Source organism: Enterobacter chuandaensis (assembly GCF_039718975.1).
Classification (GTDB): Bacteria; Pseudomonadota; Gammaproteobacteria; order Enterobacterales; family Enterobacteriaceae; genus Enterobacter; species Enterobacter chuandaensis.
Genome location: NZ_CP097173.1, coordinates 553,640 through 573,110 on the forward strand (window position 1 = coordinate 553,640; position 19,471 = coordinate 573,110).

Here is a 19,471-nt window from a genome sequence, read left to right on the forward strand (position 1 = left end):
TACCGGAAATAATATCATGCTTAAAACGCTATCGATTCGTACCGGCTTGCTCTCTTTACTGGCCGTTATGACCCTTCTGCTGCTGATTGTCAGCGGCATCGGCATTTATGCCCTCACACAGAGTTCTTCCTCACTGCAGCGCATTAATCACCTCCAGGGTGAGCAGATGGTGCAGCTGAATACCGGCTATACGCTGATCCTGCGCGCGCGCAATGAGGCGGGGCAGGCCGTCCGCATGATGGAAATCGGCATGCTGGACGATGCGGCCAAAGCGGTAAAAAACATCAATCAGGAAGTCGCCCTGGCCCAGAAAACGTTGAAAGGCGTGATTGACAGCGGCGTGGCTGACGAGCAGGGGCAGCAGCTCCTCGATAAAGTCGCGGCCAGCCTGGCGACGTACAACCAGCAGGGGATCGGCCCGATGCTGAAAACCCTGAATGACCAGAGCGCAGACAGCTATTACGACCTGCTGGAAAACACGCTGATCCCGCTGGCGAAGCAGTTCGATAACGACATGCAGGCGTTTCAGAAATGGAGCGAAGCGCGAGGCCAGGCGGAAGTGAGCGCCGTGCAGGCGAGCAAAACCCGCGTGCTGATCCTGATTATCGTCGCCGCGCTGCTGACGGCGGGCATTATCGTGCTCGCCTGGCTGGTGCTGCGCCATATGCTGCTTAAGCCGCTGTCGGCCTCCATTGCGCAGCTGGAGAATGTGGCGGCAGGAGACTTAACCCATACGTTGAATGCCCCGGCGAGCCAGGAGTTTAACCGCCTCAACGCGGCGATAGAGGAGATGCGTCAGTCGCTGATGAACTCGGTTCTGCGGGTTCGCGATGCCAGCTCGCAAATTGATACCGGCAGTCGCGAGCTGACGGCGGGGAACCGGGATCTTGCCGAGCGCACCGAATCCACCGCCACGTCGCTGGAGCAGACCGCCGCCAGCATGGAGCAGATCACCGCCACGGTGAAGCTTAACGCCGACAACGCCGAGCAGGCGCACCAGCTGGCGAAGTCCGTTTCCGACACCGCCGATCACGGCAGCGAAATGGTCTGCTACGTGATTGAAAAAATGCGCGATATCTCCGGCAGCTCGGCGCGCATCGCCGATATCCTGAGCGTGATCGACGGTATTGCCTTCCAGACCAACATTCTGGCGCTTAACGCCTCCGTGGAAGCGGCGCGCGCGGGCGAGCAGGGGCGTGGGTTTGCCGTTGTCGCCGGTGAAGTCCGTAACCTCGCCAGCCGCAGCGCCGACGCGGCGAAAGAGATCCGCTCTCTTATCAGCGATTCGCAGACCCACGTTAACGAGGGCAGCGAGCTGGCCCAACAGGCGGGCGAAACGATGGATGAGATCGCAACAGAAGTGCTGCGCATGACCAAACTGATGCGCGAAATTGCCACCGCGTCTCAGGAGCAGAGCCGCGGCATTGAGCAGGTGAATATTGCGGTGAACCAGATGGATGAAACCGCGCAGCAGAATGCGGCGCTGGTACAGCAATCCTCCGCCGCGACCCGCTCTCTTGAGGAGCAGTCGCGCCAGCTGATGGACGCCATGTCATCATTCAAAGTGACGGCTCAGACTGCGGCATAATATTTCCCAGCCCCGGTACATTCTGTACTGGGGCTTTATTTTTCGCGGAATTTATCGTCGCAATATTATCGTGAATATCACCCATTAATATTTCCAGCGAGCTGGTTAACGCTAACGCTTTTTCCGTGGGTTCAAGATATAAACCTTTGCGGAAAAATAACGGTTCATCAAACAGTTGATTAAAGCGCTTCAACGCCAGGCTCACCGCAGGACGGGACATCTCCAGGCGCAACGAGGCTTTTGCCATACTGCCGCAGCGGACGACTTCAATAAATACAGGAATAAGATTTAAATCAATGCCGGTATTAGCACGTGAATAATTTTTCATTGCAATTCTGCCCCAGGAAATAATTGTCAAACTGTTATGGAAATAATGCAGGAGCAGGGATGAAGATTAAAGCGTGATTTTTATAAATACTTATACGGTAAAATATATAAATGTGTTGGGGAGCCAGACTGGCTCCCCGGGAAGGTATTACGCGTCCGGGTACTCACGGATAAAACGTTCAACGTCTTCAACCATATGGTTGTTACCGACGAAGAACGAACGACGCTGGTGCAGGCTTTCCGGCACGATGTCCAGAATACGCTGTTTACCGTCGCTCGCCTTGCCGCCCGCCTGTTCGGCGAGGAACGCCATCGGGTTGCATTCGTACAGCAGGCGCAGCTTCCCGTCCGGGTGGCTGGCGGTGCTTGGGTAGAGGTAGATACCGCCTTTCAGCAGGTTACGGTGGAAATCAGCAACCAGAGAACCAATGTAGCGGGACGTGTACGGACGCTGGGTTGCTTTATCTTCTTCCTGACAGAATTTGATGTACTTCTTCACGCCGTTCGGGAACTTGATGTAGTTGCCTTCGTTGATGGAGTAGGTGCTGCCTTTCTCCGGGAAGCGCATACGTTCCTGGCACAGGCAGAAGACGCCCAGTGAAGGATCGTAGGTAAAGGCGTGAACGCCGCATCCGGTGGTGTAGACCAGCATAGTGGAGGAGCCATAGACGACGTAACCGGCCGCAACCTGTTTACTGCCCGGCTGCAGGAAATCTTCTTCTGTTACCGGCGTGCCGACAGGCGTAACGCGGCGGTAGATGGAGAAAATGGTACCGACAGAAACGTTAACGTCGATGTTGGAGGAGCCGTCGAGCGGGTCCATCAGTACGACGTATTTCGCGTGTTCACACCCTTCGAATACAACAATTTCATCTTCTTCTTCGGAGGCGATACCCGCAACGATGTCGCGCGCGCGCAGTGCAGCTTTCAGTTTTTCATTTGCGAACAGATCGAGTTTCTGCTGAACCTCGCCCTGAACGTTCTCGGCACCGCTGGCACCCAGGATATCGACCAGACCGGCCTTGTTGATATCACGGTGGATGATCTTAGCGCCCAGCTTTATTGCCGACAGCAAAGCAGTGAGTTCACCCGTAGCATGAGAGAACTCGTGCTGCTTTTCGACAATAAATTCACCTAACGTTTTCATAACACTTTCCCTGCATCTTTGTGAGTAGAGCGATTGTATGTTCACTAAAACGACTAAAGCCCAACAATCTTAACAAATATTCAAATAGTAGCGCAGAGGTGAATCGCGCCAGCAACATACGGATTTACCTGAAATGCGTTTCACAGCCGCTAACATGTGAGTAAAATGTGCGCCACATTGAAGAAGGATAGTGACGTATGCGCATTCATATATTGGGGATTTGTGGCACTTTCATGGGCGGACTGGCAATGCTGGCGCGCTCGCTGGGCCATGAAGTGACAGGTTCGGACGCCAATGTGTATCCGCCGATGAGCACGCTTCTGGAGAAACAAGGCATCTCGCTGATTCAGGGCTACGATGCCAGCCAGCTGGATCCGGCTCCGGATCTAGTCATTATTGGCAACGCCATGACCCGCGGTAACCCGTGCGTTGAAGCGGTGCTGGAACGCAATATTCCGTTCATGTCCGGCCCGCAGTGGTTGCATGACTTCGTGCTGCGCGACCGCTGGGTGGTTGCCGTTGCCGGTACCCACGGCAAAACCACCACCGCCGGCATGGCGACCTGGATCCTCGAAGCCTGCGGCTACAAGCCGGGCTTCGTGATCGGCGGCGTGCCGGGTAACTTCGACGTCTCTGCGCGTCTCGGCGACAGCCCGTTCTTTGTGATTGAAGCGGATGAATACGACTGTGCATTCTTCGACAAGCGCTCCAAGTTCGTGCATTACTGCCCGCGTACGCTGATCCTCAACAACCTTGAGTTTGACCACGCGGACATCTTTGACGATCTGAAAGCGATTCAGAAACAGTTCCACCACCTGGTGCGCATTGTTCCGGGCCAGGGCCGTATTATCCTGCCGGAGAATGACATCAACCTGAAGCAGACCATGGCGATGGGCTGCTGGAGCGAGCAGGAGCTGGTGGGCGAGCAGGGTCACTGGCAGGCGAAAAAACTCAACGCGGATGCCTCCGAGTGGGAAGTATTGCTCGACGGTGAGAAAGTGGGCGAGGTGAAGTGGGGCCTGGTGGGCGAGCACAACATGCACAACGGCCTGATGGCGATCGCTGCGGCGCGCCACGTGGGCGTACTGCCTGCTGATGCCGCTAATGCGCTGGGGACGTTTATCAATGCCCGCCGTCGTCTGGAGCTGCGCGGCGAAGCGAACGGCGTGACGGTATATGACGATTTCGCACACCACCCAACCGCCATTCTGGCGACGCTTGCGGCGTTACGCGGCAAGGTTGGCGGCACCGCGCGCATTCTGGCCGTGCTGGAACCGCGCTCGAACACCATGAAAATGGGCATCTGCAAAGACGATCTCGCGCCGTCCCTGGGACGCGCCGACGAAGTCTTCCTGCTGCAGCCGCAGCATATTCCGTGGCAGGTAGCCGAAGTGGCGGACGCCTGCATTCAGCCTGCGCACTGGAGCGCGGACGTGGATGCGCTCGCGGATATGGTGGTGAAAGCCGCACAGCCTGGCGACCACATTCTGGTGATGAGCAATGGCGGGTTCGGTGGGATCCATCAGAAGCTGCTGGACGGTCTGGCGAAGAAAGCGGAAGCGGCCGCCGACGCGTAAAAAAAGCCCGGTGGCGCTCGCGCTTACCGGGCCTACATTACTCTTCTCCCTCTCCCCTTTGGGGAGAGGGCTGGGGTGAGGGGATTACTCTGCGTTCTCAGACAGCTCGCGCAGATACTGGAAAATCAGACGCGCGGACTTCGGCGGCTTATTCCCTTCTTTCTCTTTCTTCGCGTTGCGGATCAAAGAACGCAGCTGCTGGCGGTCGGCATCCGGCCACAGGTTCAGCACTTCCGGTACCGCATCATCACCCTGTTCAATCAGACGATCGCGGATCTGCTCCAGCTTATGGAACAGCGCAACCTGCTGGTTGTGACGGTTTTTCAGCTTGTCCAGCGCCTGACGGATCGGATCCACGTCGCGCTGACGCAGCATTTTACCGATAAGCTGAAGCTGGCGACGACGGCCTTCTTTTTTGATTTTCTGTGCCAGTTCAATGGCATCACGCAGATCCTGGTCGAGCGGGATCTTATCCAACGCGTTTTTACCCAGTTCTACCATTTCTGCGCCAAGCTGTTTTAACTCTTCGGCGTCACGTTTAATTTCACTTTTACTGACCCAGATGATCTCATCATCTTCGTCTTCGATGTCATCACCGGGAACGTCGTCGAGCCAGTCTTCGGGCTGCTTAGTCATGTCAGGCTCCTTAAAAAAAGAGGCTAATGTTACCAGTTAAGACGCGCACTGAAAAACGGTTCTCTGTTAGACTTCACTTAACTCTCTCTTACAGTATGGCATTTGCGATGAAAGTAACCTCACAAGTTGAAGCGCAGCGTAAGATTCTGGAAGAAGCCGTCTCCACCGCGCTGACGCTCGCTTCAGGTAAATCAGATGGCGCCGAAGTGGCGGTCAGCAAAACCACCGGCATTAGCGTGAGCACCCGCTATGGCGAAGTGGAGAATGTAGAATTTAACAGCGATGGCGCGCTTGGGATCACGGTGTATCACCAGAACCGCAAAGGCAGCGCGTCGTCTACCGATCTCAGCCCGGATGCCATCGCCCGCACGGTGCAGGCGGCGCTGGATATCGCCCGTTACACCTCTCCGGATCCTTACGCAGGGGTGGCGGATAAAGAGCTGCTGGCGTTTGACGCGCCGGATCTCGATCTTTTCCACCCGGCGGAAGTGACGCCGGACGAAGCCATTGAGCTTGCCGCGCGCGCCGAGCAGGCGTCTTTGCAGGCTGACAAGCGCATCACCAATACCGAAGGCGGCAGCTTTAATAGCCACTACGGCATCAAAGTCTTCGGCAACAGCCACGGCATGCTGCAGGGCTACTGCTCCACCCGTCACTCGCTCTCAAGCTGCGTCATCGCCGAAGAGAACGGCGACATGGAGCGCGACTACGCCTACACCATTGGCCGCGCGCTGGGGGATTTACAGTCCCCTGAGTGGGTGGGTAAAGAGTGTGCCGAACGCACGCTGTCACGCCTGTCGCCGCGCAAACTCTCCACCATGAAAGCCCCGGTCATTTTTGCCAATGAAGTGGCGACCGGCCTGTTTGGCCATCTGGTGGGCGCTATCGCGGGCGGCTCGGTTTATCGTAAATCGACCTTTCTGCTCGACTCGCTGGGCAAGCAGATCCTGCCGGATTGGCTGACTATTGAAGAACATCCGCACCTGCTGAAAGGCCTGGCCTCCACGCCGTTCGACAGCGAAGGCGTGCGCACCGAACGCCGCGACATCGTTAAAGACGGCATTCTGACCCAGTGGCTGCTGACCAACTACTCCGCGCGCAAGCTGGGGCTGAAAAGCACCGGACACGCGGGCGGGATCCACAACTGGCGCATTGCCGGTCAGGGCCTGAGATTTGAGCAGATGCTGAAAGAGATGGGCACCGGCCTGGTCGTCACCGAGCTGATGGGCCAGGGCGTAAGCGGCATCACCGGCGACTACTCGCGCGGCGCGGCGGGCTTCTGGGTCGAAAACGGCGAAATTCAATATCCGGTGAGCGAAATTACCATCGCCGGCAACCTGAAGGACATGTGGCGCAACATCGTTACGGTCGGTAACGATATTGAAACACGTAGCAATATACAGTGTGGTTCTGTATTACTGCCGGAAATGAAAATCGCCGGCCAGTAATACCCGAAAAGCGTTTTTAATAATAAAAAAGGAAGTGAGCAATGCGTAAACACCTGTTAGCGATCGTCGCGGCTTCAACGCTGGTTCTTGGCTCTTCTGCGTTTGCTGCCGATCTCGAAGACAACATGGACATCCTCAGTCAAAACCTGAAGGTCGTGCAGAAAACGGACAATGCGGCGGAAATGAAAGGCGCACTGACCAAAATGCGTGAAGCGGCGCTGGACGCGCAAAAAGCGACCCCGCCAAAGCTGGAAAGCAAAGCGGCAGACAGCGCAGAGATGAAGGACTATCGCCACGGCTTTGACGTGCTGGTCGGTCAGATCGACGGTGCGCTGAAGCTGGCTAACGAAGGCAAAGTGAAGGAAGCCCAGGCGGCGGCTGACCAGTTTGTTGCGACGCGTAACACGTATCACAAGAAATATCGTTAATTGGGTGCCTGAGCTGTACGTCGTTTCTCCGTATGCGGAGGCGCACTAAAGCGCCCCCGCATCCTTGCTCCCTACTTGCCGGAGCGACAATCCATCCGCGCTGTCACTTCAAGCGAGCCGTTTCGAAAACGGATCTCGCACAGTGTTTTCCTCGTCACCAGCGTTAAGATGATTATTGTCAAAGCAACAATCATCGAAACCCGGATAATTGGGGATTGGCGTTTCATGGATGCCTCCTTGCTTTAAAGCGGGCGAGGTAGCGAACTCCACGGTGTGACGTGTCGTTTCGAGCCCCCGCCCTGATTTTCTATCAGGCGGGGCTTTCCACTTTCCGTCCTATGCCTGAGACGGTCAGTCTCAAGCACCCGCTGCCACTCTAGCGAATCCCCATAAGAAAACCTTATCCACGTCACATTTCTACGAGCCTGCTCGTAAACTTTTCCACTCTGCTTAGCTGTTTAGTACCGCTTAATAGCGTGATATTCATCACGCAAATACCGCGATTAATCCAGATTCACCGCATTTATGTGGCACAGATCACTGCTGCGGCTCGCCTTTCCACTTCGAAGTGGAAAACAACTCGCTACAAACAATTCCCCCCCAACGTTAGTTTTATTCCAGAGCCATTAACGGGGTAAGACGAGTGATTAACGGAGCGGTAATGAACGACGTTGGGGAACAGGCGGTGCAAACAGAACAGCTCGCGACCACCATGCTGCAGCAGGTCTATGCCCTGCTGGCCCGGCACAACATCATCCCCAATGCGGTACAGGAGCAGATGCTCACCTCCCACGTGCGCGCAATGGCGCACCGGTCAGTAACCGGCGAGCCGCTGCCGGAGGTAGAAGCAGAGCTGTTCGACGAAATTTCACCAGATTCAATGCAGCTTGCCCGTGAAGTGGTAGCGCAGTTTGGCAACCTTCCTGATGAAGAGGCCTGGCTGCTCTCCGTTCACTTTGAAGTCGCGAAAGACAACCTTTAAGGAGCAACACATGGAACAGATTACAGTTGTGATTGGCGATCGCCTGGGCAAAGGTCAGAAAGTGGCTGCCGGCGTGGAAAAAGCCGGCGGACGCGCGGTTGTCGTGCCGGGCATGGCGGCGGATATGAAGCTCGGCGACGTGATGAAAGCGGAAAACGCCACCTTTGGCATCTCCTTCTGCGGCAGCGGCGGCGCGGGCGCTATCACCGCGCAAACCAAATATGGCTACAAGGCCAAATACGGCATGCGTTCGGTTGAAGAGGGCGTGACCGCCATCAACGAAGGCTGCAACGTGCTGGGCTTCGGCTTTATGGATAAAGAAGAGCTGGGCGAGCGTCTTGTGCAGGCGTGGCAGAAAAAATACGGCGCATAAGCATGAAAGAACAGTTCACAACCACGGTGAGAGTGAAGGGGAAGGGCGACGCGAAAGCGCGCGCCTTTGCCGACGCCCTCAACCACGTTCAGGCCGCGGTGATGAAAGCCTCACCGCATATCTTACTGCGTATTGAGCCACAGGATGTGCAGGTCGTTCAGGCGCAAGAAGCGGTGCGAAAAGAAGCGTTTCTGTTCTTCTTTTTGCGCCGGGAAAGACGCACCTACAGCGTGGAGCTGGATGTGACCGTCAACGTGACCGCCATCAATCTTGACCAGGTGGATTTCGTCACGCAACGCTGATTATTCATAAAAGGGCAGACTGATGTTCTTAATTATATTAATAAAATCGCTCATCATTGGCGGCCTGGTTGGCGTCGGTGTCGGAGCCGGGGCTGCACGCATGTTTCATGCGCCTACCACTCAGGGTATGGGCGCGTTTCGTACGTTGGGGGAACTGAACTCCTGTGAAGGGGATCCGGCGTCCCACTTCTCCTTTGGGTTAGGTTTCTTCTTTAACGCCTGGGCCTCTTCCGTGGCCGCAGGTGCCTTCACACAGGACGTAGACCACCGCATCATCCCGAACTGGGGTGCTGCTGCACTGATGATCAAAAACCGTAACGTCGGCGAAACGCTGCACGACCCGCGCAAAATGGCGATTGCCTGCGGCGTGATCGGCATGCTCGTCGTTACCTTCCTGAACCTGACCGCCTCCTCCGTTCCGGCAGCGCTTCAGGTCACCGCCGTCAAGGTGCTGGTGCCCGCCGCGAACCTGCTGGTTAACACCGTGATGCCGGTGATCTTCTGGCTGGCGGCCATCGACGCGGGTAAAAAATCGGGCTTCTGGGCCACCATATTTGGCGGCGCGGCGCAGCTGATCATGGGCAACGCCGTTCCGGGCCTGGTGCTGGGGATCCTGATCGGTAAAGGCGTTGAAGAGAGCGGCTGGAACCACGTCACCAAAGTGATGATGGCGGCGATCGTCCTGCTGTTCGTGCTGAGCGGCTTCTTCCGCGGCTTCGACATGAAGATGATCGAATCCTTCCATCTGACCGTGCCGAACTGGCTCGACATGATCCACAACTCGCTCAGCGGTAAATAACAGGAGCCTCTACATGGAACAGAATAAAGGTTTTTGGTATGCCGACTGGTCGTTCCCGATCTTCGTTGGCCTGCTCTCCTCCGGCGTCTTCGCCGGGACGCACATGTACTACCTCTACGGCATCGGCGCGTTTAACGAAGTGGCCTTCGTGGCGATGCTGAAAGCGGGAATCGATACCGGCGTCTATGGCGCGGTAGCGGCGTTCGGCGCGAGCTTCCTGTTCGCCCGCATTATCGAAGGGTCGCTGGTGGGTATTCTCGACATCGGCGGGGCGATCCAGACCGGCGTGGGCCTCGGCGTTCCGGCACTGCTGCTGGGCGCGGGGATCATGTTCCCGGTGACCAACTTCATTGCCTCGCTGATTACCGGCCTGGTGATTGGTCTGGCGATTGGCTACGTCATCATCCTGGCGCGTAAGTTCACCATCAACCAGAGCAACTCCACCTACGGTGCAGACGTGATGATGGGCGCGGGTAACGCCTCCGGCCGCTTCCTCGGGCCGTTGATTATCCTCAGCGCCATGACCGCCTCCATTCCAATCGGCGTTGGCTCTCTGGTCGGTGCGCTGCTGTTCTACATCTGGCAGAAGCCGATTACCGGTGGCGCCATCCTCGGCGCAATGATTTTGGGCTGGCTGTTCCCGGTCGCCCTTTAATACCCGCGGGCGCTCCGGCGCCCGCCTTATCAGGAGATCCTCATGTTTGATTTACTCCTGCGCCGTGCGCGCCTCGCCGACGATACCCTGACCGATATCGCCATTCAGGACGGGAAGATCGCCGCGACGGGCGAAATTGACGCTCCCGCCCGCAAGACGGTTGAGCTTAACGGCGACGTGTACGTCAGCGCAGGCTGGATTGACTCCCACGTTCACTGCTACCCGAACTCCCCGATTTATCACGACGAGCCGGACAGCGTCGGCATTGCCACCGGCGTCACCACCGTGGTGGACGCGGGCAGTACCGGGGCCGACGACGTGGACGATTTTTACGACATCACCCGCAAAGCCTCCACCGACGTCTTTGCCCTGCTGAACATCTCCCGCGTGGGGCTGATTGCCCAGAACGAGCTGGCTAATATGGCCAACATCGACGCCGATGCGGTGAAGCAGGCGGTGACGCGCCACCCGGATTTTATCGTTGGCCTGAAAGCGCGCATGAGCAGCAGCGTGGTCGGTGAAAACGGCATTACGCCGCTGGAGCGCGCGAAAGCCATTCAGAAAGAGAACGGCGACCTGCCGCTGATGGTGCACATTGGCAACAATCCGCCAAACCTCGACGAAATTGCCGAGCTGCTGAGCTCCGGCGACATCATTACCCACTGCTACAACGGCAAGCCAAACCGCATTCTGACGCCTTCCGGCGAGCTGCGCGCCTCCATTACGTCAGCGCTGAAGCGCGGCGTGCGTCTGGACGTCGGCCACGGCACGGCGAGCTTCAGCTTTGAGGTGGCGAAACGCGCCATCGCGATGGGCATTCTGCCACACACCATCAGCTCGGATATCTACTGCCGCAACCGCATCAACGGCCCGGTCGGCTCGCTGGCAAGCGTGATGTCGAAATTCCTCGCCATCGGCATGTCATTGCCGCAAGTGATTGACTGCGTGACCTCGAACGCTGCCGATGGTCTGCGCCTGGCGCGGAAGGGCCGCATCCAGCCGGGTCTCGACGCGGATTTAACGCTGTTCACGATTAAACGCCAGCCAACGGTGCTGACGGATGCCGAAAACGACAGCCTGCAGGCTGAACACATTCTGGTGCCGCTTGCCGCGATCCGCGCGGGCAAGGGCTACATGACCGAACAAGGGAGCACGGAACATGTCTTCGATTTATGAGAAGTACAACTTAAAGCAGGTTATCAACACCTCAGGCCGCATGACGGCGCTGGGCGTCTCCACGCCGCGCCCGGAAGTGGTGCAGGCGGCGATGGACGGCATGAATCACTATTTTGAGATGAAGGATTTGGTTAACAAAACCGGGGAATACATCGCGAAGCTGCTGGACGTGGAGGGCGCGACGGTGGTCTCCTGCGCGTCAGCGGGCATTGCCCAGTCCGTGGCGGCGGTGCTGGTAAAAGACAGCGACTGGCTGCTGGAAAACCTGCACGTCACCCCTATCGAGAACAACGAGATCGTGCTGCCGAAAGGCCACAACGTTAACTTTGGCGCGCCGGTCGGCACCATGGTGGCGCTGGGCGGCGGTAAGCTGGTGGAGGCTGGGTACGCCAACGAATGCTCCGCCGATCAGCTGGCGGCGGCGATCACCCCACGCACCGCGGCGATCCTCTACATCAAATCGCACCACTGCGTGCAGAAAAGCATGCTCAGCGTCGAGCAGGCGGCGGTGGTGGCACGCAAGCACGATCTCCCGCTGATCGTCGATGCCGCGGCGGAAGAAGATCTGCACGTGCACTACCGCTCCGGCGCGGATCTGGTGATCTACAGTGGCGCGAAGGCGATTGAAGGGCCCACCAGCGGGCTGGTGATCGGCAAAACCCAGTACGTTGAGTGGGTTAAGCGCCAGACGGCGGGCATTGGCCGCGCCATGAAGGTGGGCAAAGAGGGCATTCTTGGCCTGACCTGCGCCATCGAGCACTACCTGACGGCGACCAAAGAGAGCGGCGCCGGGATGGTGGCGAAGATGACGCCGTTTATCGACGCGCTCAATACCCTCAACGGCGTGACCGCGCGCGTGGTCTGGGACAGCGCCGGTCGCGATATCGCGCGCACCGAAATTAAGTTCGACGAAGCCACCACCGGCGTCGGCACGGGCGACCTGGTGGCGAAGCTCAAGCAGGGCGAATACGCCATCTATTTCCGTGGCTACAAGGCCAACGAAGGGATTATCGAAGCGGACGTGCGCAGCGTGACTGCTGACCAGCTGAACATCGTGTATCGCCGCATTAGCGAAGTGTTAGGACAGGAGAAAAAAGCATGAAACTGACCCCCAATTTTTACCGTGACCGCGTCTGCCTGAACGTGCTGGCAGGCTCAAAAGCGAACGCCAGCGCCATTTACGAGGCGGCGGAAGGTCACGTGCTGGTGGGCGTGCTCTCCAAAAATTACCCGGACGTGGCGAGCGCCGTTGCCGATATGCGTGAATACGCCGCGCTGATTGATAACGCGCTCTCCGTAGGCCTCGGCGCGGGGGATCCGAACCAGTCGGCGATGGTGAGCGAGATCTCCCGTCAGGTGCAGCCGCAGCATGTCAACCAGGTGTTCACCGGTGTGGCCACCAGCCGCGCGCTGCTGGGGCAGAATGAATCGGTGGTTAACGGTCTGGTCTCTCCGACCGGCACCGTGGGTATGGTCAAAATCTCCACCGGCCCGCTGAGCAGCAATGCGCCGGACGGCATCGTGCCGGTTGAAACAGCGATCGCCCTGCTGAAAGATTTCGGCGGCAGCTCTATCAAATACTTCCCGATGGGCGGCCTCAAGTGCCGTGACGAGTACCAGGCGGTGGCGGAAGCCTGCGCTCGTCACGACTTCTGGCTGGAGCCAACCGGGGGCATCGATCTGGAAAACTATGAGGCGATCCTGCAGATCGCCCTCGACGCGGGCGTGAGCAAAATCATCCCGCATATCTACAGTTCAATTATCGACAAAGCCAGCGGCGATACGCGCCCGGAAGATGTGCGTACGCTGCTGGCAATGACGAAGAAGCTGGTGAAGTAGAACTTACACATATACAGGAGCCACCATGCACACCCGTAACCTGCTTGTCGCTTCACTCTCAATGCTCGCCACCGCCGCTGTCGCCCAGACGCAATACGCCTGGGTGGGTACCTATAATCCGAACGGTGAAGGGCTGTACCGTTTTACTGTTAACCCGCAAACCGGCGCGCTGAACGATAAAACGCTGGTGAGCAAACTGCCGAATGCGGCGCAGTTGACCCTTTCACAGGACGGCAAAACGCTGTATCTGGCAAGCGAAGTGGAGCAGGGCGTGGTGCAGGCGCTACGGGTGGGCGATGACGGCGCGCTGAGCGAGCTGAATCAGGTGGCGTCCGGCGGCGCGGGGCCGGTGTATCTTTCGCTGACGCCAAACGGTAAGCATCTGCTGGTGGCGAACTACGTCAGCGGATCGATTGCCGTGTTGCCCGTCAACGCGGACGGCAGCCTGGCTGACGCGACGGACACACATCAGGATCAGGGCGAACCGGGTGCGGCGAAGCCGGAAGCGGCTGTCGAGGGGAGCTTTGCCATCAGCGATCACAACGGCCCCCATGCGCACATGATCGCCGCCGATCCGAGCGGGAAATATGTGTTTTCTACCGATCTGGGGCTGGATCGCATCTATCAGTACCGCTTTGACGATCGTACAGGAAAGCTGACGCCGAACGATCCGCCGTTTATCAGCGCCTCCTCAAAAGGCGCCGGCCCACGCCACTTTGTCTTTACGCCGAAGGGCGATGCCCTGTGGCTGATTAACGAAGAGGCGTCTACGCTCACCCATTATACCGTGAGCGCCGACGGCACCTTAAAAGAGGGCAAAACGCTTTCAGCCCTGCCGGAAGGTTACAAAGGCACCAGCTTTGCAGCAGGGCTCGCATTAAGCGCAGACGGTAAGCAGCTGTATGTGGCGAACCGTTTGCATAACAGCATCGGGCACTTTACCGTAACAGCGGAGGGCACGCTGACGCATCAGGAGGATGTCTGGACCCGCGGCGACTACCCGCGCACCCTGACGCTCGATAAACAGGGACGCTGGCTGTACGTCATGAACCAGCGCAGCGACAACATTACCCGTTTCCGCGTGACGCAGGACGGCAAGCTGAGCTTCGAGCCTGACTATACTCCGGTCGGCAGCCCATCCCAGATGGTCATTTCACCCTGAGCAGTAAGAGGACAACGACGTGCGATTTCCGAACCAACGTTTAGCGCAACTTTTCGATCTGTTGCAGAACGAGACGCTGCCGCAGGACGAGCTGGCGCAGCGGCTGTCGGTCTCCACGCGAACCGTCCGCGCAGATATCACCGCCCTTAACGCGCTGCTGGCGAGCCACGGCGCGCAGTTTATTCTGAGCCGGGGCAACGGCTACCAGCTCAAAATTGACGATGCCGGGCGCTATCAGCAGCTGCAGGCATCGCACCCGCGCGCGCTGCGCATTCCGCGAACGGGACCGGAGCGCGTGCATTACCTGGTGGTGCGCTTCCTTACCTCCGCATTTTCCCTCAAGCTTGAAGACCTTGCTGACGAGTGGTTTGTCAGCCGCGCCACCTTGCAGAGCGACATGGTGGAAGTGCGCGAGTGGTTCCAGCGCTATAACCTGACGCTGGAAACCCGCCCGCGCCACGGCATGAAGCTGTTTGGCAGCGAGATGTCGGTCCGCGCCTGCCTGACCGATCTCCTGTGGGAGCTGGCGCAGCAGGACAGCCTCAACCCGCTGGTGACGGAGGTCGCGCTCAACGCAGGAGTACCGGAGCAGATGGTGGCCGTGCTGCACGACGCGCTCACCCGGCACCACATTCGTCTGACCGACGAAGGGGAGCTGTTCCTGCGCCTGTACTGCGCGGTGTCGGTGCGTCGTATCAGCGAAGGTTTTCCGCTACCGGAATTCCACGCCGAAGACGTGGAAGAGAACGTGCGGGAAGCGGCGAAAGATATTGCGGTGGCCATTCAGGAGCTGGCGGGCAAAGCGCTGTCGCCGTCCGAAGAGAGCTGGCTGTGCGTGCACATTGCGGCGCGGCAGATCCAGGAGATCGCCCCCAGCGCGATTAACGCCGACGACGACGAAGCGCTGGTCAACTACATCCTGCGCTATATCAACACCCACTATAACTACAACCTGCTCAGCGACGCGCAGCTGCACGCGGATCTGCTTACGCACATTAAAACCATGATCACCCGCGTGCGGTATCAAATCATGATCCCTAACCCGCTGCTGGATAACATCAAGCAGCACTACCCGATGGCGTGGGATATGACCCTCGCGGCGGTGTCGAGCTGGGGCAAATACACGCCGTATGTGATCAGTGAAAACGAGATTGGTTTTCTGGTGCTGCATATCGGCGTCGGGCTGGAGCGCCACTACAACATCGGCTATCAGCGCCAGCCGCGCGTGCTGCTGGTATGCGATGCCGGTAATGCGATGGTGCGCATGATCGAGGCGGTGCTTCAGCGTAAATACCCGCAGATTGAGGTGACGCGCACGCTCACCCTGCGCGAATACGAGCTGGCGGATGCCATCGGCGAAGACTTTGTCATCTCCACCGCCCGCGTGAGTGAAAAATCCAAACCAGTGGTGACGATCGCCCCGTTCCCGACCGATTATCAGTTAGAGCAGATCGGCAAGCTGGTGCTGGTGGACCGCACCCGCCCGTGGATGCTTGAGAAATACTTCGACGCGGCCCATTTCCGCATTCTCGACAAGCCTGTTGACCAGCAAACGTTGTTCCGCGAGCTGTGCGATCAGCTTGAACGTGAAGGTTTCGTCGGTATGGAATTTCTGGATTCGGTCATCGAGCGTGAAGCCATTGTCAGCACCATGCTTGGCGACGGCATCGCGCTGCCGCACTCCCTCGGCCTTTTAGCGCAGAAAACCGTGGTCTACACGGTGCTGGCGCCGCAGGGCATCCCCTGGGGGGATGAAACTGCTCATGTGATCTTCCTGCTCGCCATCAGCAAAAGCGAGTACGAAGAGGCGATGGCGATTTACGACATCTTCGTCACCTTCCTGCGAGAACGCGCGATGGCACGCCTGTGCCAGTGCGGAGATTTTGCCGGGTTTAAGGCGGTGGCGATGGAGAGTTTGAGCCGGTTTTGAGGTAAGGGCGGACGGATAACATCCGCCTTTAATTAGCGCAGATGATGCACTACCTGGTTACTGCTGCCGCGCCAGATAAGCATAGGATCTTTTAGATCCTGCACGAACTTGCCGTCGACCAGGACGTTAATCAGATCCACCACTTCCATTTGCTGCGCGTTCAGCTCATCCAGCTTATAGCCTGTCCAGACCCAGATATCTTTTCCCGCACACTCTGCCCGAATGCGCTTCACCAGCTTCAGGATCTCCGGCACGTTTTGCGGGTGCAGCGGGTCGCCGCCGGAGAGGGAAATTCCCTGGCGTTTGATGCGCGTGTCGTTCAGGTCGTTGATGATTCGGTCTTCCATCCCGGCGGTAAACGGCATGCCGGAATTTACGCGCCAGGTGCTTTTGTTGTAGCAGCCGGGGCACTCATGAACGCAGCCTGAAACGAACAGGGTGCAGCGGGTGCCGGGGCCGTTGACGATGTCGACGGGGTAGTACTGATGATAATTCATAGCGTTAACCTGATGCCATTACCCCTCACCCCGCCCTCTCCCCACAGGGGAGAGGGGGAAAGGCCGCACCGAGCAGTCCCCTCTCCCCTGTGGGGAGAGGGTTAGGGTGAGGGGAAAATTCGATGAAAAACTTACCCGATCTGCCCATTCCCCAAATGCTTCACGCGGCGCTTCACCTCTTCCTGCTTGCCGGCGTTAAACGGACGCGCGTCCGGGCTGCCGAGATAGCCACACACGCGACGGGTCACGGAGACGCGGGCCGCGTCGTGGTTGCCGCATTTCGGGCAGGTGAAGCCTTTGCTCGTACATTCGAACTCACCGGTAAAGCCGCACTCGTAGCACTCGTCGATCGGCGTGTTGGTCCCGTAATACGGTACGTGCTGATAGCTGTAATCCCACACGTCTTCCAGCGCCTTCAGGTTGTGCTGGATGTTCGGGTACTCGCCGTAGCAGATGAACCCGCCGCTGGCGATCGGCGGATAGGCCGCTTCGAAGTCGATCTTGTCGTACGGGTTCACCTTTTTCTCCACGTCGAGGTGGAAGCTGTTGGTGTAGTAACCTTTGTCGGTCACGCCTTCCACGATGCCGAACTCGGCGGTGTCCAGACGGCAGAAGCGGTCGCACAGGTTCTCGCTCGGCGTACTGTAGAGGCTAAACCCGTAGCCGGTTTCCTCTTTCCACTGGTCAACCGCGTCGCGCAGACGCTGGACAATCGCAATGCCTTTTTCGCGCAGGGCCTCGCTGTCGTACATATGCGCGTCGCCAAACAGGGCGTTGATGGTTTCGTGGATGCCGATATAGCCCAGCGAAATCGACGCGCGGCCGTTTTTAAAGATCTCAGACACGTCATCATCCGCCTTCAGACGCACGCCGCAGGCCCCTTCCATATAAAGGATTGGCGCGACGCGGGCTTTGACCCCTTCAAGGCGCGCAATACGGGTCATCAGCGCCTTACGCGCCAGCTGCAGGCGTTCATCCAGCAGCTTCCAGAAATCAGCTTCATTCCTTTTGGCCTCCAGCGCGATGCGTGGCAGGTTCAGGCTGATCACGCCCAGGTTGTTACGCCCGTCGTGGATCTGCTCACCGTTTTCATCTTCATACACGCCGAGGAAGCTGCGGCAGCCCATTGGCGTTTTAAACGAGCCGGTCACTTTGACGACCTGATCGTAGTTCAGGATGTCGGGATACATGCGCTTGCTCGCGCACTCCAGCGCCAGCTGTTTGATGTCGTAGTTCGGATCGCCAAACTTGTGGTTCAGGCCGTCGCGGATGGCGAACACCAGTTTCGGGAACACCGCGGTTTTGCGGTTCTTGCCAAGGCCGGAAATGCGGTTGCGCAGAATGGACTGCTGGATCAGGCGCGATTCCCAGCTGGTGCCCAGACCAAACCCGAAGGTTACAAACGGCGTCTGACCGTTGGCTGTGTGCAGGGTGTTCACCTCATATTCCAGAGACTGGAACGCGTCGTAGCACTCTTTCTCGGTGCGGGAGTGCGCGTAGCCGTCCGCGTCCGGGATCTGCCACTCTTCGGCCGTTTTACGGTGCTTGTTGAAGCTTGCCGTCACGAACGGGGCCAGCACTTCATCAATGCGGTTGATCGTGGTGCCGCCATAAATGTGGCTGGCAACCTGAGCGATAATCTGCGCGGTGACGGCGGTGGCGGTGGAGATCGACTTAGGCGGTTCAATCTCGGCGTTACCCATTTTAAAACCGTGGGTCAGCATGCCTTTCAGGTCGATCAGCATGCAGTTGAACATCGGGAAGAACGGCGAATAGTCGAGATCGTGATAGTGGATCTCGCCGCGCTCGTGCGCCGAGACCACATCGCGCGGCAGCAGGTGCTGACGGGCATAGTGTTTGGCGACGATACCGGCCAGCAGGTCGCGCTGGGTCGGGATCACTTTACTGTCTTTGTTGGCGTTTTCGTTGAGCAGGGCAGAGTTGGTCTGCTCCACCAGGCCACGGATCTCCTGGTTCAGGCGACCGCGCTTCTCACGCTGCACGTCACGATCGTGGCGATATTCAATGTAGGCGCGGGCTAACTGCTTGTAAGGCCCCGCCATCAGCTGGTTTTCAACCGCGGTCTGGATCTCGTTGATATCAACCTGGCTGCGTTCATTCATCTGGCTGCTAACGACTTCTGCGACGGTGGCGCAGTAATCTGCGTCATCGACTCCCGCTGCTTTAGCTGCACGCAGAATGGCTTCCTGGATGCGCTCTGATTTAAACGGCACTTTACAGCCATCACGTTTCATCACATGCGGTGTCATGATCACTCCATTTTTAAAAACAGGTTATCCACAGAGGCGGAGAAGTATTCACCGGGCGTATCCTCAGCCAGTCCAGTCACTTCCCTCGTTCCCGACATTTGTTATCCACAATTCCGGAGAGCTGGCTCGCCGTCTTGTTGTAGGAATAGTAGACGATTAATACAAGATGTTGGGTCGGCGTGCATTTTAAGTGCTACATATAGTGATTTGCATCAAACAAGTTTGCGATTTATTTGATGCAGAACAAAGTAAAAAGACGAGAGTACAAACGGCGGGCGCTTCAGCCTTTGTAAAGACCTGAATGAAAAAATTGATTAATTATTCAACAAAAACAA

20 protein-coding genes are annotated in these 19,471 nt (G+C 57.7%); 14 read left to right on the forward strand and 6 right to left on the reverse strand.

What is annotated here, in order from left to right; all coding sequences use genetic code 11:
* The first annotated feature begins 16 nt into the window (after positions 1-16).
* Positions 17-1,588 (forward strand): methyl-accepting chemotaxis protein, encoded by a 1,572-nt coding sequence (locus tag MX657_RS02745; RefSeq protein ID WP_080328835.1) that lies wholly within the window; start codon positions 17-19, stop codon positions 1,586-1,588.
* On the opposite strand, the gene MX657_RS02750 is transcribed toward MX657_RS02745, so the two are convergent.
* Both MX657_RS02750 and fbp read right to left on the reverse strand, forming a co-directional pair.
* Positions 1,560-1,916 carry a helix-turn-helix domain-containing protein gene (locus tag MX657_RS02750; RefSeq protein WP_346807213.1) on the reverse strand — a complete coding sequence of 119 codons (357 nt, stop codon included), beginning with the start codon at positions 1,914-1,916 and terminating at the stop codon, positions 1,560-1,562. The genes MX657_RS02745 and MX657_RS02750 overlap by 29 nt on opposite strands.
* A gap of 147 nt (positions 1,917-2,063) precedes the next feature.
* Positions 2,064-3,062, reverse strand: coding sequence for a class 1 fructose-bisphosphatase (fbp, locus tag MX657_RS02755; RefSeq protein ID WP_346807215.1), 999 nt, complete (start codon positions 3,060-3,062; stop codon positions 2,064-2,066).
* Positions 3,063-3,259: 197 nt separating this feature from the next.
* On the opposite strand from fbp, the gene mpl reads away from it, so the two are divergent.
* Positions 3,260-4,639, forward strand: coding sequence for a UDP-N-acetylmuramate:L-alanyl-gamma-D-glutamyl-meso-diaminopimelate ligase (gene mpl, locus MX657_RS02760; RefSeq protein ID WP_346807217.1), 1,380 nt, complete (start codon positions 3,260-3,262; stop codon positions 4,637-4,639).
* Between the two features lie 84 nt (positions 4,640-4,723).
* Here mpl and yjgA read toward each other — a convergent pair whose 3' ends face one another.
* Positions 4,724-5,275: a ribosome biogenesis factor YjgA gene (gene yjgA, locus MX657_RS02765; RefSeq protein WP_028015295.1), complete on the reverse strand. Its 552-nt coding sequence runs from the start codon at positions 5,273-5,275 to the stop codon at positions 4,724-4,726.
* A 95-nt stretch (positions 5,276-5,370) separates the two neighbouring features.
* On the opposite strand from yjgA, the gene pmbA reads away from it, so the two are divergent.
* Both pmbA and cybC read left to right on the forward strand, forming a co-directional pair.
* Positions 5,371-6,723 (forward strand): metalloprotease PmbA, encoded by a 1,353-nt coding sequence (pmbA, locus tag MX657_RS02770; RefSeq protein WP_346807218.1) that lies wholly within the window; start codon positions 5,371-5,373, stop codon positions 6,721-6,723.
* A gap of 41 nt (positions 6,724-6,764) precedes the next feature.
* The gene (cybC, locus tag MX657_RS02775) at positions 6,765-7,151 is read left to right on the forward strand and encodes a cytochrome b562 (protein ID WP_028015297.1); all 387 of its coding nucleotides are present in this window, start codon (positions 6,765-6,767) and stop codon (positions 7,149-7,151) included.
* A 71-nt stretch (positions 7,152-7,222) separates the two neighbouring features.
* Here cybC and MX657_RS02780 read toward each other — a convergent pair whose 3' ends face one another.
* On the reverse strand, positions 7,223-7,378 hold the full coding sequence (locus MX657_RS02780) for a Hok/Gef family protein (RefSeq protein ID WP_080328839.1): 156 nt from the start codon (positions 7,376-7,378) through the stop codon (positions 7,223-7,225).
* A gap of 416 nt (positions 7,379-7,794) precedes the next feature.
* Between MX657_RS02780 and MX657_RS02785 the strand changes: the two genes are divergently transcribed.
* The 10 genes from MX657_RS02785 to MX657_RS02830 are packed head-to-tail and all read left to right on the forward strand — an operon-like array spanning position 7,795 to position 16,369.
* Entirely contained in the window at positions 7,795-8,133 is a 339-nt protein-coding gene (locus tag MX657_RS02785) for a PRD domain-containing protein (protein ID WP_119917024.1), read from the forward strand.
* A gap of 10 nt (positions 8,134-8,143) precedes the next feature.
* On the forward strand, positions 8,144-8,506 hold the full coding sequence (locus MX657_RS02790) for an SFCGS family glycine-rich protein (RefSeq protein WP_023293430.1): 363 nt from the start codon (positions 8,144-8,146) through the stop codon (positions 8,504-8,506).
* A gap of 2 nt (positions 8,507-8,508) precedes the next feature.
* Positions 8,509-8,808 carry a DUF4312 family protein gene (locus MX657_RS02795; protein ID WP_006810338.1) on the forward strand — a complete coding sequence of 100 codons (300 nt, stop codon included), beginning with the start codon at positions 8,509-8,511 and terminating at the stop codon, positions 8,806-8,808.
* Positions 8,809-8,830: 22 nt separating this feature from the next.
* A complete protein-coding gene (locus MX657_RS02800; protein ID WP_023310182.1) occupies positions 8,831-9,607 on the forward strand; it encodes a DUF4311 domain-containing protein in 777 nt (258 codons plus the stop codon).
* A gap of 13 nt (positions 9,608-9,620) precedes the next feature.
* Positions 9,621-10,262: a DUF4310 family protein gene (locus MX657_RS02805; protein WP_003856081.1), complete on the forward strand. Its 642-nt coding sequence runs from the start codon at positions 9,621-9,623 to the stop codon at positions 10,260-10,262.
* Between the two features lie 42 nt (positions 10,263-10,304).
* Complete coding sequence (locus MX657_RS02810) at positions 10,305-11,438, forward strand: amidohydrolase/deacetylase family metallohydrolase (RefSeq protein ID WP_346807221.1); 1,134 nt, start codon at positions 10,305-10,307, stop codon at positions 11,436-11,438.
* The gene (locus MX657_RS02815; RefSeq protein WP_346807222.1) at positions 11,422-12,540 is read left to right on the forward strand and encodes a DgaE family pyridoxal phosphate-dependent ammonia lyase; all 1,119 of its coding nucleotides are present in this window, start codon (positions 11,422-11,424) and stop codon (positions 12,538-12,540) included. The genes MX657_RS02810 and MX657_RS02815 overlap by 17 nt, the downstream gene beginning before the upstream one ends.
* Positions 12,537-13,277 carry a 2-dehydro-3-deoxy-phosphogluconate aldolase gene (dagF, locus tag MX657_RS02820; protein ID WP_062932457.1) on the forward strand — a complete coding sequence of 247 codons (741 nt, stop codon included), beginning with the start codon at positions 12,537-12,539 and terminating at the stop codon, positions 13,275-13,277. The genes MX657_RS02815 and dagF overlap by 4 nt, the downstream gene beginning before the upstream one ends.
* Positions 13,278-13,302: 25 nt before the next feature.
* Positions 13,303-14,439, forward strand: coding sequence for a lactonase family protein (locus MX657_RS02825; protein WP_346807224.1), 1,137 nt, complete (start codon positions 13,303-13,305; stop codon positions 14,437-14,439).
* 19 nt (positions 14,440-14,458) lie between these two features.
* The gene (locus tag MX657_RS02830; protein WP_346807225.1) at positions 14,459-16,369 is read left to right on the forward strand and encodes a BglG family transcription antiterminator; all 1,911 of its coding nucleotides are present in this window, start codon (positions 14,459-14,461) and stop codon (positions 16,367-16,369) included.
* Positions 16,370-16,401: 32 nt separating this feature from the next.
* On the opposite strand, the gene nrdG is transcribed toward MX657_RS02830, so the two are convergent.
* Both nrdG and nrdD read right to left on the reverse strand, forming a co-directional pair.
* The gene (nrdG, locus tag MX657_RS02835) at positions 16,402-16,866 is read right to left on the reverse strand and encodes an anaerobic ribonucleoside-triphosphate reductase-activating protein (RefSeq protein WP_119917032.1); all 465 of its coding nucleotides are present in this window, start codon (positions 16,864-16,866) and stop codon (positions 16,402-16,404) included.
* A gap of 131 nt (positions 16,867-16,997) precedes the next feature.
* Positions 16,998-19,136, reverse strand: coding sequence for an anaerobic ribonucleoside-triphosphate reductase (gene nrdD / locus MX657_RS02840; protein ID WP_252002839.1), 2,139 nt, complete (start codon positions 19,134-19,136; stop codon positions 16,998-17,000).
* Positions 19,137-19,471: the final 335 nt, after the last annotated feature.